Origin of the sequence: Treponema lecithinolyticum ATCC 700332, assembly GCA_000468055.1 — a bacterium.
Classification (GTDB): domain Bacteria; phylum Spirochaetota; class Spirochaetia; order Treponematales; family Treponemataceae; genus Treponema_C; species Treponema_C lecithinolyticum.
This window is the reverse complement of sequence record KI260564.1, coordinates 288,029-300,716: the sequence shown is the minus strand read 5'-3', so window position 1 is coordinate 300,716 and position 12,688 is coordinate 288,029. Positions and strand designations below refer to the sequence as shown.

Annotated in this window: 11 protein-coding genes and 1 pseudogene; 3 read left to right on the top strand and 9 right to left on the bottom strand. The window is 43.0% G+C overall.

Annotated elements, in window-relative coordinates:
* Nucleotides 1-18: 18 nt before the first annotated feature.
* The 8 genes from HMPREF9193_RS06005 to HMPREF9193_RS05970 all read right to left on the bottom strand — a co-directional run bounded on the left by HMPREF9193_RS06005 (nucleotide 19) and on the right by HMPREF9193_RS05970 (nucleotide 9,132).
* The gene (locus HMPREF9193_RS06005) at nucleotides 19-1,986 is read right to left on the bottom strand and encodes a hypothetical protein (protein WP_021687193.1); all 1,968 of its coding nucleotides are present in this window, start codon (nucleotides 1,984-1,986) and stop codon (nucleotides 19-21) included.
* Between the two features lie 64 nt (nucleotides 1,987-2,050).
* Nucleotides 2,051-3,517: a tripartite tricarboxylate transporter permease gene (locus HMPREF9193_RS06000; RefSeq protein WP_021687192.1), complete on the bottom strand. Its 1,467-nt coding sequence runs from the start codon at nucleotides 3,515-3,517 to the stop codon at nucleotides 2,051-2,053.
* 12 nt (nucleotides 3,518-3,529) lie between these two features.
* The gene (locus HMPREF9193_RS05995; RefSeq protein WP_021687191.1) at nucleotides 3,530-3,982 is read right to left on the bottom strand and encodes a tripartite tricarboxylate transporter TctB family protein; all 453 of its coding nucleotides are present in this window, start codon (nucleotides 3,980-3,982) and stop codon (nucleotides 3,530-3,532) included.
* Nucleotides 3,983-4,108: 126 nt separating this feature from the next.
* Nucleotides 4,109-5,074: a tripartite tricarboxylate transporter substrate binding protein gene (locus HMPREF9193_RS05990; protein WP_021687190.1), complete on the bottom strand. Its 966-nt coding sequence runs from the start codon at nucleotides 5,072-5,074 to the stop codon at nucleotides 4,109-4,111.
* 55 nt (nucleotides 5,075-5,129) lie between these two features.
* Nucleotides 5,130-6,155, bottom strand: coding sequence for a sugar kinase (locus HMPREF9193_RS05985; RefSeq protein WP_040847673.1), 1,026 nt, complete (start codon nucleotides 6,153-6,155; stop codon nucleotides 5,130-5,132).
* Between the two features lie 22 nt (nucleotides 6,156-6,177).
* Nucleotides 6,178-6,837: a bifunctional 4-hydroxy-2-oxoglutarate aldolase/2-dehydro-3-deoxy-phosphogluconate aldolase gene (locus tag HMPREF9193_RS05980; RefSeq protein ID WP_021687188.1), complete on the bottom strand. Its 660-nt coding sequence runs from the start codon at nucleotides 6,835-6,837 to the stop codon at nucleotides 6,178-6,180.
* An 18-nt stretch (nucleotides 6,838-6,855) separates the two neighbouring features.
* Nucleotides 6,856-7,668: an IclR family transcriptional regulator gene (locus HMPREF9193_RS05975; RefSeq protein WP_156882465.1), complete on the bottom strand. Its 813-nt coding sequence runs from the start codon at nucleotides 7,666-7,668 to the stop codon at nucleotides 6,856-6,858.
* A 99-nt stretch (nucleotides 7,669-7,767) separates the two neighbouring features.
* Nucleotides 7,768-9,132 (bottom strand): putative bifunctional diguanylate cyclase/phosphodiesterase, encoded by a 1,365-nt coding sequence (locus tag HMPREF9193_RS05970; RefSeq protein ID WP_021687185.1) that lies wholly within the window; start codon nucleotides 9,130-9,132, stop codon nucleotides 7,768-7,770.
* 120 nt (nucleotides 9,133-9,252) lie between these two features.
* Between HMPREF9193_RS05970 and HMPREF9193_RS05965 the strand changes: the two genes are divergently transcribed.
* Genes HMPREF9193_RS05965 through HMPREF9193_RS05955 form a run of 3 tightly spaced genes read left to right on the top strand, consistent with a single transcriptional unit; the run spans nucleotide 9,253 to nucleotide 12,380 of the window.
* Nucleotides 9,253-9,981: a DUF975 family protein gene (locus tag HMPREF9193_RS05965; protein WP_021687184.1), complete on the top strand. Its 729-nt coding sequence runs from the start codon at nucleotides 9,253-9,255 to the stop codon at nucleotides 9,979-9,981.
* Nucleotides 9,982-9,984: 3 nt separating this feature from the next.
* The gene (gene sppA, locus HMPREF9193_RS05960; RefSeq protein ID WP_021687183.1) at nucleotides 9,985-11,043 is read left to right on the top strand and encodes a signal peptide peptidase SppA; all 1,059 of its coding nucleotides are present in this window, start codon (nucleotides 9,985-9,987) and stop codon (nucleotides 11,041-11,043) included.
* A 14-nt stretch (nucleotides 11,044-11,057) separates the two neighbouring features.
* A complete protein-coding gene (locus HMPREF9193_RS05955) occupies nucleotides 11,058-12,380 on the top strand; it encodes a galactokinase (RefSeq protein ID WP_021687182.1) in 1,323 nt (440 codons plus the stop codon).
* Between the two features lie 47 nt (nucleotides 12,381-12,427).
* Here HMPREF9193_RS05955 and HMPREF9193_RS05950 read toward each other — a convergent pair.
* Nucleotides 12,428-12,688, bottom strand: a pseudogene (locus tag HMPREF9193_RS05950) (methyl-accepting chemotaxis protein); the annotation flags it as partial.

Below are 12,688 nucleotides of genomic sequence, written 5' to 3'. Positions count from 1 at the left end.
AAAAACGCTTTTTTTAAGTTAAGATTCTTTTACCAGCTTTACAATGTACAAAACGATGTACATTTGCAGCGCTTCTTTATCTTTTATTTTTTGCAGTGCGGTAGTTTTAATGAGCGTGTCCGCTAAATCGTACATGCGGTCAACCGTAAAGTTTTTACTTTTTAAAGTACGGATGGTTTTGCGCATATAATCGCGGATAAGAGAGTTTACGTCTTCGATTAAGTTTTCTCTAAGCGGTTTGGTAATCAGTTTGTTCCACTGATTTATATAAGAAGCCAATTCCCTTTCCAAATTGGAACCGGGCGGTATTAACTCGTTTTCCGCTTCTTGTGCGGCAGAACGGAATTCTTTTTTGCGTACATTGCGAGGTAAATTTTTAGTTGCTTCGTCTTCGCCTTCTTCCATTTGAAAGCGAGCTTGTTCGGGAACCGAAACGCTCTTTTTTTCTTCTTTCTTTTTTTTCGGACGTAAAATCAAACGCGCAATCCACGATATAGGGGGAACCGTATACCAAAAAGGCAAAAGTATTTTTGCATCGGCAACGATTTCTCTGCGCGAAAGCATAAGTAATTCACTATAGGGTAACAATTTACCGTCTGCAAACAAGGTAAACATAGTTTTAGGACCGTCACGCGCAGTAAGCATTTCGTAATGAATCAGCGATAAAAAATTCGAATTAAGCAATGCATATAAAACCGGGGCGGTAGTTACCAATTCCTGTTCAAGGCGGCGCTCAAAGGCTTTTTGGTCGCTCATCGCCGGCACATTTTCGAATTTTTTGTATAAATTAAACCATTCGGCAGTTAAATTGCTTTTTACCGTTTCGCGTGCATCGCCGCACAATCTAACGATAAGCGGAATAACTTTACCTTTATTTACATAATAATGCTGTCCCGTGTGCAGCCTAATCGTAAGCAATTCGGGCAAATTATTGTCCAAAAGTACGGTTGTTTTAGTGTGCAAAAATTCGTTTAAATCTTTTTCGGTATATTGCCCAAGCAAAGACGCGCCTTTGGAATCGGTAAAGCTTTGAATGGTTTCTTTATTAAAATAATACGGCGGACGTTCAAAATGCTGTTCCAAAATACGCAGCGCCGCATCCCGCTGAATATTTTGCTGTGCTTTATTTCTATAATACGAAAGTGCAATTTCGGTAATACAAATACTTTGCAATAAAGCGGTATCTTCTTGCGTATAGTCTTTAACTTTGTCGTAATCTTGCCGTATAAAAAAGCATAATTGATTCCAAAAATAAAACGATTCTCCGGACGTATGAATTGCTTCCAATGCTTCCGCCGGACGCTGAATAAGTTGCGAAAAAAAAGATTTAACCGAAAGATCTTTGCCCGGGTTCGATATTTTAAGCTTTTTAAGAAAATAATCGTGATACTCTTCTTTGCGCAGCATTTCCCGAATTTTAGTCAATGCAATATCGAGTAAAATATTTGCCGGAATATTCGACGGATATAAAATAATGGGAAGCTCCCGCGGCAGCACAAGACCGTACAGAGCGGCAGAAACGGGACTTGCCGATGAACCGTAGTTAAAATCGGTTTCATCGGACGAATCTTGTTGATGCTCGAATAAATCTTCAAGCAATGTCGCTGCCGGTTGTTTATCTACAATATCGACGGGTATATGTTTGGGTAAATCGGTGATAAGCGGATACGGAACAGTCGGATTGCTTAGTATTTCGCGGTAGCGGCTTGCAAAGCGTTCGGTATAAAACGGAATAACGATAATGGCTTTTTTATCTTTTTCGGCATTTACCAGCATTACGGAATGCCGTTCCACCAATTGAGCAACGGCGGCATTAAGGGCAGTTTCCGGATCCGAAAGAAACGGAGTAAGATCGGCATCAGCGTCCAAATGGCGCTGCGCATAGCGGTTCATATAATCGCAAAATTCGGCAAAATAAACGAGTGCGCTGTTTTGTTTTTGAGCAAAAAGTTTTAACATTGTTAAAATATTTGTTTTATTTGCCATAACTTTTATTTTACCCCGAATGTGATTTTTTTTCAACCGCTTAGCTCAAGTTTACCGGACTCCGTTAGCGTTTTAAAAGGCGTTTGCGCACAAAGGGCAACACTATGGAAACAACGATTAAGCAAAAGAAAAACAAACAAATTCCCGTAGAAAAAAAGACCTTGTAATCACCCTTACTCATAAGCAAAGCGCGGCGGAAGTGACTTTCCGCCATAGGTCCTAAAATAAGCCCCAATACGGCAGGAGAAGATGATATATCGACTTTGTGTAAAAAATAGCCGACAATGCCGAAAAAAAGCATAACGCCCACATCAAACATATTGTTTGCCATAGCATATGAGCCGACAAAGCATAAAAGAAAGATAACGGGAATCAATACCGCTTTCGGCACCGAAAGCACTTTGGTAAACAATTTAACGCTGCTTAAACCCAAAACAGCCATACAGATATTGGCTATAAAACAGCCTATAAACAGCGCATATACCAACGGCGCATTGTTTTGAAACAGCAGCGGACCGGGCTGTAAGCCTTGTACCGTTAAAGCTCCGATCATAATGGCGGCTACCGCATCGCCGGGAACTCCCAAAGTAAGCATAGGAATAAGAGCCCCTCCGGTTACTCCGTTGTTAGCAGCTTCGGGTGCCGCAATAGCTTCGGGTATGCCTTTACCGAAATCTTGCGGATGTTTGGACATATTTTTTGCTTGCCCGTATGCAATAAAAGCGGCTATATCGGCTCCTGCACCGGGAATAATACCGATAAAAGTTCCGATTGTACCGAATAAAAAACCGTTTTTAAAAATAACAGACCAATCTTGTTTTTTAGGAATTACATGCGAAACTTTTTTGGTAAGAGCGTTTTCTTTACTTAACTCTTCTATGCCGATAAACGCTTGGCTCATAGCAAAAAGTCCTATCATTACCGGAATATAATTGATACCGCTGAGTAAATTCATATTGCCGAACGTAAAGCGCATTTTGCCGGTTATGCCGTCTATGCCGATACTGGCAATCAAAATCCCTAAAGCGCCGCAGGCAATACCTTTTGCCATAGAAGAACCGGAAATGCTTGAAATAATGCATAAGCCAAAAATTGCAAGCATAAAAAATTCGGGGGAACTAAAGCGCAGCGAAATTTTAGCAAGCTGAGGAGAAATCAGCAATAAAAACACACAGCTGGTTATACCGCCGAAAAAAGAGGAAACGGTTGAAATTCCCAATGCCCTGCCCGCCTCTCCTTTTTGAGCCATCACGTAGCCGTCCAAAGCGGTGGCAGCCGAAGCGGGAGTACCCGGTGTATTAAGTAAAATAGCTGAAATGGAACCGCCGTAGATAGCTCCGACATATACTCCCACAAGTAACAAAATACCTGCTGCCGCATCCATACCGAAAGTTAAAGGCAGCACTAATGCTACACCCATCGTTGCCGTTAATCCGGGAAGACAACCGATACAAATGCCGCTTGCAACACCGAGCAAAATATACAAAATCGTATGTACTTGAAAAATAAGTGAAAGTGTTTCCAAAATCATCGAAGGTTTTCCTTAAAAGAGTATTCCGAAGCGGAACGGAACTTTAAGAATATATTTGAATACCGCATATACGGCTGCCGTTACAACAAACGATACAGCAGCGGTTTTATACCATTTATAACGGCCGAACCAACTGATAAAGCCGCACAGCATAATAAAGGTTGCTGAACCGAAGCCCAGCACGTACATAAGCACAAAATAAACAATTAAAAACGCCATCGAAAGGTATACGCGTACACAATCGCGGCTGAGCATATTGATTGAAGGTTTTTCATTTGAAGTGTTTTTTAAAGCATGTAATGCAATCATAACCGAAGCACCCAGCATAACAACTGCTATAATAACGGGCCACGAGCCGGGACCGGGAACACCGTCTTTTGCCGGCGGCAAAGAAGAAGATAAAACAATCGCCGCAACGGCGATAAGTGCAAAAACGGCGGCAACTGCCATATTCGCTTTTTTCATCAAGCGCCTCCATTCCTATAAATGCGCAGCAGTCTTTGTACCGCTGTAAAATGAAAATTTGCAAGAGGCTGCTTCAAAAGTGCACTACTTTTTCAACAGGCTCTTGCAATTATTTTTTTTATGATTTTATTTTGCAGATAGTCCGATATTGCCGATCAGTTTTCTAAACAAAGCATTATCGACGGCAAGGCGTCCTTTAAACTGCACTGAAGTGAGCAATTCAATATCGTTGTTGGTATTGCGCATAAAGGTTTTAAATTGTTCGCTGTTTGCCGCATCGGTAAAGGTTTTTTCCAAAAACAAAACCGTTTCGGCAGGGGTTGCCGCAGGCACTCCCAAACCGCGCCACGTACCGATTGCAATGTCGTAACCCAGTTCTTTTGCCGTAGGTACATCGGGGCAAGCTGCAAGGCGTTCGGGAGCCAGTACGGCAAGCGCTTTAAGTTTTCCCGCTTGAATTTGAGCAGACACTTCAGCATACGAAACGGAAACGGCATCTATGTGTTTGCCCAAAAGAGAGGTAATGGCGGGAGCTGCACCGTCAAAGGGTATATGCGTAAATTTTACGCCTGCAGTCTGCTGCAAACCGGTAGCGGCTAAATGCCATATAGCTCCGATACCCGAGTTTCCGATTTGAATATCTTTGGTTTTTGCCGCATTTAACAAATCATTAAGCGTTTTGTACGGAGAATCGACGGGAACCGTAATTGCCGAATACGCAGAGTTTACCATTAAAATAGGAGCAAATTTTTCAAACGAAATATCGCCGCCCGTACCGGTATGCGGCAGCGTTACCAATTCTACAGTAATCATCGTAATAATTTGACCGTCCGGTTTTGCGTTTTGACCGTACGACATACCGACCGAACCGCCGCCGCCGGTGCGGTTTTCAACTGCAATACCTGCAGGAAACGCATCTTTTGCCGCATCCACAAGAGCACGGCATACCGAATCGGTTCCGCCCCCCGCCCCGTAAGGCACAATAACCGAAACCGGACCGTTCGGATAAGTTCCGCTTTCTTTTGACCCGAGTGCGCCGAGCATAGCCAGCGCCAAACACATAAAAACACTTACTGCCAGTGCTTTTTTCATAACTGCCTCCTAAAGCAATTCGTTTTAAAACACTTTTTTACATAATTATTAAAAACTACCTTTGCACGCGACCGGAAGCGTTTCCTGCAGCCAATGCTTTTACTTCATCTACCGACACAACGTTAAAATCGTGTTCAATGGTATGTTTAAGCGCGGAAGCTGCGACGGCAAAATTAATTGCATCCTGTCCCGTGTAGTTTTGAATAAGCGCATAAATAAGCGCACCGCCGAAAGAATCGCCGCCGCCTACACGGTCTACGATTTGAACGGTATAATTGGGCGAAAAATAAGCGTTTTCTCCGTCATAAAGCATACCCGCCCATTCGTTTACGCTCGCCGAAATACTTGCACGCAGCGTAATTGCAACTTTTTTGCAGCCGAAGCGTTCGGCTATTTGGCGGGCTACGCTCACATAGCCTTCGCGGTTTAATTTGCCGCTGTCTATATCGGTGTTTTGCGCTTTAATACCGAACACATCGGATGCGTCTTCTTCGTTCGATATACACACGTCTATGTAAGGCATTAAAGAAGACATAACCGTATTCGCTTGCTCGCGCGTCCACAGCTTTTTGCGGTAGTTAAGGTCGCAGCTTACTGTAAGTCCCTTTTCTTTTGCTTTTTTGCACGCTTCAAGACAAATAGCCGGATTTTCGCCGCCCAAAGCCGGAGTAATGCCGGTAAAGTGCAACCACGAGGCGCCGTCGAATATAGAGTCCCAGTTAAAATCGTTTACCGACGCTTTTGCGATAACTGAATCTTTTCTGTCGTAAATAACTTTGGACGGTCTTTGGCTTGCGCCTTTTTCCACAAAGTACAAGCCCAACCTGCCTTCCGAGCGCACGATATACGAAGTATCTACACCAAAATGCCGAACCGTATTCAAAGCGCTCTGCCCCAAATCGTTGTTCGGAAGCTTGGTAACAAAGCGGGCGTTCAAACCGTAATTAGCAAGCGACACGGCAACGTTCGCTTCACCGCCGGCATAGCTTATTTCCATTTCGTCCGCTTGCAAAAAGCGCTCATATCCTTTCGGATTTAGGCGCATCATTATTTCACCGAATGTAACTATAGCTTTATTCATCTGTATCTCCTTAAAATCGGCTTTAGCTGCGCGCACCTTTCCATATTTCGCACGCTTTTTTTGAGCGCCGTTCGATTTCCGCCCAGTTTTTAGAGGATATTAAATCTCGGGTAGCAATCCAGCTTCCGCCTATAGCAGCTACTTGCGGCACTGCGGCATAGTCTGCCAACGTATCTTCGGTAACGCCTCCCAACGGAAAGTATTTTAACCCCAAATGCTTATAGGGCGTCAATACGCTTTTTAAATACGGAATGCCGCCCAAAGGTCCTGCAGGAAACAGTTTTAACAATTTGCAGCCTAACGCATAAGCTTGTTCTATTTCGCTTGCCGTAGCAACACCAGGCGCAAAGGGTAAACCGCAAGCTATCGCTTCTTTTACAATATTTGCATTTAAGCCCGGAGCAACTCCGAAAGAAGCGCCCGCTTTTTTTACCCGCTTTGCTTGACCGCTCAGTATAATTGTTCCGATTCCGATCATCATTTCAGGCACTTCTTTTTTTATCAGCGCAATCGATGGTTCTGCCGCATCGGTACGCAGCGCCAATTCTATTGCCGTTACGCCTCCTGCTGCTAATGCTTTTGCCGTAGGAACGGCATTTTCTGCCGATTCGATTTCCAGCACGGCAACTACCGCGCGTTTTTCCAATTCGCTTAGGACGTTCATATCCATAGCTTCTTTCATATCCGTTACCCCCTAACACTATAAATGAAGATACGGTAATATTTTACCGGCGGATAAAGCCGCAGCTTTTAAACACCGTTCAACACACCGCTTTTTTTCTTCCGTATATCTAAAAACCGGCACCGCCACAGATAATGAAGCGGCATTTTTTTTATGCAGCATAACGGGAACTGCGATACAACAAATCGAATTGTTCGATTCTTCGCTTTCGTATGCAAAGCCCGTAGAGCGTACATCGCACAGCTGCCGGTACAGTTTGTCCATATCGGTTATCGTATATTCCGTCAAGGGTTTTAGCCCATCAGGATACAGCGCCGTAAGCTGATCGCGCGAAACCCCGGACAAAAGCGCTTTTCCCAAAGCTGTTGCATAAGCGGGAAGCGATCTTCCGACAGCAGAATACATACGCACAGCTTCGGACGAATCCGCTTTTGCCAAATACAGCACTTTTCCCGCTTCCAATACTCCGAAATGGGCGGTTTCTCCACATTCGGCTGCTATACTTTGCAAAATCTTTTGCAAACTGCCGTAAGGCTGCGAACCGGAAACATAGCCGAGCCCTGCCAAAAACAAGCGTATACCGACCGTATAGCGGCACGAAAGAGTATCGTAATCAAGATAGTTTTTTTTGTAAAGGGTTTGCAAAATCGGATAGAGGGTTCCGGCAGGAATTCCGGACAGCTTGGAACAAGAAGCAAGACTTAAACCCTGTTCATGCGCTGAAATTAAATTAAAAGCGGAAATAACCCGCATAGTAGGATTGTGCATAGGAATTCGAATTCCGCCCCTCTCTTTCGGTATTCGTATATACGAACATCGTTCGTAATTCAAATCGATTATAACCTACTCAAACCGGTTTGTCAAATGTGCAAAATCAAATTGCAAAAAACACGTACACCGGTATTTAAGTGAATGTGTAATGAGCGTCAGTCAGTCGGGAAAATTTGCGATATTGTCGGCAACAAATTCCCTAAAGTCTTTTTCGGGAATGGGACGCGAAAAAAAGAAGCCTTGTCCGTAATCGCATCCCAAAGAGTGCAAGTATTTTAACTGTTCTTTGGTTTCTATACCTTCAGCTATAACGGAAAGTTTTAACTCTTTTGCCAGTTTTACAACGGCACGCAAAATAATACTTTTTTCTCTTGAATGTTCGCAGTTGCGCACAAAGCCCATATCCAATTTAAGCGTATCAATCGGCATTTCGCTTAACATATTTAATGACGAATAAGCGGCACCGAAATCGTCCATTTCAATATGTAAATGAATATCTTTTAAACGCCGCACAGCTTCAAGAATACGCTGCAAATCATCCACATAAGCACTTTCGGTTATTTCCAAATGTACATAGTTCGGCGGGATACCGTAGTGTTTTAAAAGCGTTTGGAATTTTTCCGGCAGTGCAGGATTGCGTAAATCGCATCGGGATACGTTTATCGATACGGGCACAATATGCAAACCCTCATCCATCCACGAGCGGATATAAGCGCATGCGGTATCCCAAATATATTCGTCTACTTTTGAAATAAAACCGTTTTTTTCGAATACGGGAATAAATTCATCCGGCGGAATAAGTCCGTGCTGCGGATGCTGCCAGCGTACCAAAGCTTCCGCTCCGATTATATGTCCCGTTTCCAAGCTGCATTTTGGCTGAAAATACACTTTAAATTGTTTTTCGTTCAGCGCACTACGCATTTCGTTTGTCATCCGCTGACTTTTAATAAGCGCTTCGCCCATTTTTTTATCATACAGCGTTACATGAGAACCGTAATTTTCTTTGCTTTTTTTTGCAGCTAAAATTACCTTGGAATAAATATCTTCCATGGGCGTACTGTTGTCTTCTATTACGTAAATGCCGACGGCAAAACTCAATTCGTAATCGGAGCGGAAACCGCCGATAAAATCTTTAATGTTTTGCTCTAAAACGGAAATAAGCACTTCCACTTTGCCTCTCAGCTGGCAGCATACGACAAAAACGTCGCCTTCTATGTGACCGACACAAGAACCGGGAAATAAAAGCGACAACTGTTTTATTTTAAATGCCAAATATTTTATAAGACGGTTGCCTTCTTCCAAGCCGAAAAAAGAATTAATCAATTGAAAACGAACGATATCGAAACGCATAAACACAAATTGTTTGTCTTGATTTGCCGCAAGATTTTTACGCATTTCTTCAAAAAATTTTCTGCGCGAAAATAAATTTGTCAGCGGATTGGTATCCTGCTGCTTTAACATTTCTTCGCATGCTCGCAGTTTTTGTTTAAGCTGTTCGTTTTCTTCTTTAAAATTGATATCCATTACTTTTAGCGCTCCAAAGCATACTTTTACTATACAATCGAACGCAAAATTTTACAAGAGAAAAATAAACCCTTGCACAGAACTTACTTCTTAGGTTAAAATACAGCAACGGAGGCAAGAATGTTCGACAGAGTGCAATACAAAGCGCAAGCTAAAGCGCAGTTAAAAAATAATTGGAAAACGCCGATTTTGATAACACTGACCGGCGCTGCCGTTCTTTTGGTTTGGGATGCATTGTTTTTCGCCAATTCTTTTACCAGACAGATAATGCAAAAGGAAATATTCGATTTTCTGCCTATCGGGTACAGCCAATTTATTTTTTTTACGCTCGGCTTAAGTGTTTTAGGCTTTTGCTTTTTAGCCGCTTTAAAAATGGCGTATGCGCGCTACTTTGTCGTTTTTACCGTACGGCGCGAACAGGCAACATTTTCCGCTTTTTTGGAAGGTTTTTCTTTGTGGGGCAAAGGAATTGGCGCTACTTTATGGTCGATTTTATGGGTAATCTTGTGGTCATTCCTTTTTTATATTCCGGGAATCATAAAAATGATTGCTTACTCGCAAATTTTTTACATCTTAGCCGAATATCCTAAGTTGTCGGTACGCAAAGCTATGCGCATAAGTATAGCAATGACTAAGGGCTATAAAGGCGATTTATTCGTTATGTACTTAAGCTTTTTCGGTTGGGCGCTGTTAGCCACATTGAGCTTGTACATCGGTTATTTATGGCTTATTCCCTATATGGAAAGCACACAACTGTATGCGTACCGTTATTTAAAAGAAACGGCTTTGAAAACCGGTGTTTTAAAACCTGAAGATTTCGGCGTCGTACCGACGTATACTCAAGGATAAACCGTGTACACGCAAAAAAAAGGTTTAAGCAAACGGGCAAAACACGGATTAGTCGTATTGATTATAATCCTTGCAGTCGGTATTACTGCGCTGTGTGCTCAGCTTTTTATGTTCAAATCGAACAAACGTTTGTTCCGTAATTTTTTGCCGAGCACGGATAAACTGCTTTTTTCCCGTACGTTTTCAAAGCGTTTTAAAACGCTCCCCTCTTCGTTTCACTTTGAGGATTACATAGCCGTTTTATACATAGAAGGCGTTATTGAAGAGCAAAACACTACGTATAATCAGCAGTGGCTTTTAAACACAATAGAAAAACTTACTGACGACGATAGAAATTGCGGCATTGTGCTGTTTATCAATTCACCGGGCGGCGGCGTCTATCAATCCGACGAAGTATATGCGGCGCTGCAAAACTACAAACACCGTACCGACAATCAAGTTTGGGCATACATGGGCTCTTTAGCGGCTTCCGGCGGCTACTACATTGCGTGCGCAGCGGATATTATCTATGCCAACCGCAACACCCTTACCGGTTCGATTGGAGTTATCAGTTCCAGTTCCGTGGATTTAACGGAACTGATGGCAAAGCACGGCATAAAGATGACTACGATTACCGCAGGCAAAAATAAAAATATGCTGAATATCAACAGCCCGCTTACCGAAGAACAGCGTGCGGTTATGCAAAGCATTGCCGATGAAGCCTATGACCAATTTACCGGCATTGTAGCCGAAAGTCGCAAAATGGATATAAAAAAAGTGCGCCGTCTTGCTGACGGACGCATTTACACCGCACAGCAAGCAAAAAACAACGGTCTTATAGATTATATCGACTATTATGAAAACGCAATCGACAATATAACCGATTTATTTGAACAAAACGTATCCATAGAAGAGTTTCGAGTGCCGCAAAAGCGGACTTTTCAGGATTATTTGTATCAAGCGGCAGCCTTTGCAGGTTTTAAAGCAAAGCCCGCCGAAGCCCAATTGATCGATGCGTTCCGTAAAGCGTCGGGATTGCCGGAAAACTTACCGCTTCCGGCATATTATTTTTGTTTTAATTAACCGATAAATCGATAATGAATGATTTGAATTTTAAGCATTTGAATTTTGACCGTTCCGTTTTTTCAAAGCTGTACGGCGCAAACGAAAGTATTTTGGAAGCACAGCGTGCACGCTATTCAGCTGCCGCACAAAAGTGGGTTGAACGCTTCGGAGAGCCGGAAAAACTTGCCGGCAGTAGCGCTCAAAACTTGCGCTTTTTCAGTTCTCCGGGACGAAGCGAAATCGGCGGTAATCATACCGACCACAATTTGGGTAAAGTGCTTGCCGCAAGTATCAGACAGGATGTTATCGGAGCGGTACAAAAAACCGACGATAATATTATACACCTGTACGACCTTACGTATGCAGAAGACTACCGTATCGACACACAAAAGAGCGAGCGTATACCGGATGAAAAAGGTTCTGCAGCTTTAGTGCGCGGTATAGTGCAAGGATTTAAAAACAAAGGCTATAAAACCGGAGGTTTTAAAGCGTGTTTTACCAGCGATGTTATAGCGGCAGCAGGGTTAAGTTCTTCGGCGTCGTTTGAAATGATTATATGTCTTATTTTGAATAATTTGTTTAACGACGGAAAAATCGGCGTACAGCAATTTGCCGAAATCGGACAATTTGCCGAAAACCGGTATTGGGACAAAGCTTCAGGTTTATTGGATCAAACAGCATGCGCAGTCGGCGGTCTTATCGCAATAGACTTTAAAAATCCCGCGCAGCCCCTGATAGAACAAATCCCGTTCGATTTTGAAAAACAAGCATACGATTTAATAATCGTAAATACGGGAAAAAGCCATGCCGATTTATCAAAAGAATATTCGGCGATCCCGGAAGAAATGAAAGCGGTTGCACGCATACTCGGCAAAGAACATTTACGCGATATAAGCTTTGCCGACGTTGTTTCAAACCTCGCCGGCATACGTACAAAATGCTGCGACCGCGCCGTTTTGCGCGCGTTTCATTTTTTTGAAGAAAATGAACGGGTTGACAAAGAAGTTGCCGCATTAAAAGCGGATGATTTTAAAACCTTTTTGCAGTTAATAACGCAATCGGGTAATTCGTCGTGGAAATGGCTGCAAAACGTATACGTTCCAGGACAGCCGGATGAACAAAGCATAGCCGTGTGCCTTGCTTTAACTGAACATTTTATCGGACAAAAAGGCGAAGGTGCATGCCGCATACACGGCGGAGGATTTGCAGGTGTTATTCAAGTGTTTATGCCGCAGCGTTTGAGCAGAGAGTATACTTCGTATATGGAAAACGCTTTGGGAAAAAGCGCCGACGAAAGCCCGGTATACCGCATGAGCATACGACCGCTCGGCGCTGTGGAAGTACCGCTCGTATAGTATAGTATCCGTTCGCGTTTAACACGAACGGATACTATTGTTAAAAATTATACTTTAAATTTATTTACTTCGTTCGACAAGTTTTCAATGCTGTGTTTGTTGCGTTGGGTAATTTCGTTTACTTCCTGCACCGCATTGTTAATTTGTATCGCACCGGCAGCCATTTCGTTCATACTGTTCGAAATAACGCGCGTTAAATCGTCCAGTTTGTGCATTTCTTCGGCAACTTGTTCACCGCCCTTAAGCATTTCAGCCGAACCGTCGCTTACTTCCACCGTTACCGAGTTTATGTTTTTTATTGCCGCCAG

Coding starts and splice junctions, on each gene's coding strand:
- HMPREF9193_RS05955 (WP_021687182.1), top strand. CDS start 11,058: ATGAATGATTTGAATTTTAAGCATTTGAATTTTGACCGTTCCGTTTTT.
- HMPREF9193_RS05965 (WP_021687184.1), top strand. CDS start 9,253: ATGTTCGACAGAGTGCAATACAAAGCGCAAGCTAAAGCGCAGTTAAAA.
- HMPREF9193_RS05970 (WP_021687185.1), bottom strand. CDS start 9,132: ATGGATATCAATTTTAAAGAAGAAAACGAACAGCTTAAACAAAAACTG.
- HMPREF9193_RS05985 (WP_040847673.1), bottom strand. CDS start 6,155: ATGAATAAAGCTATAGTTACATTCGGTGAAATAATGATGCGCCTAAAT.
- HMPREF9193_RS05995 (WP_021687191.1), bottom strand. CDS start 3,982: ATGAAAAAAGCGAATATGGCAGTTGCCGCCGTTTTTGCACTTATCGCC.
- HMPREF9193_RS06000 (WP_021687192.1), bottom strand. CDS start 3,517: ATGATTTTGGAAACACTTTCACTTATTTTTCAAGTACATACGATTTTG.
- HMPREF9193_RS05990 (WP_021687190.1), bottom strand. CDS start 5,074: ATGAAAAAAGCACTGGCAGTAAGTGTTTTTATGTGTTTGGCGCTGGCT.
- HMPREF9193_RS06005 (WP_021687193.1), bottom strand. CDS start 1,986: ATGGCAAATAAAACAAATATTTTAACAATGTTAAAACTTTTTGCTCAA.
- HMPREF9193_RS05980 (WP_021687188.1), bottom strand. CDS start 6,837: ATGAAAGAAGCTATGGATATGAACGTCCTAAGCGAATTGGAAAAACGC.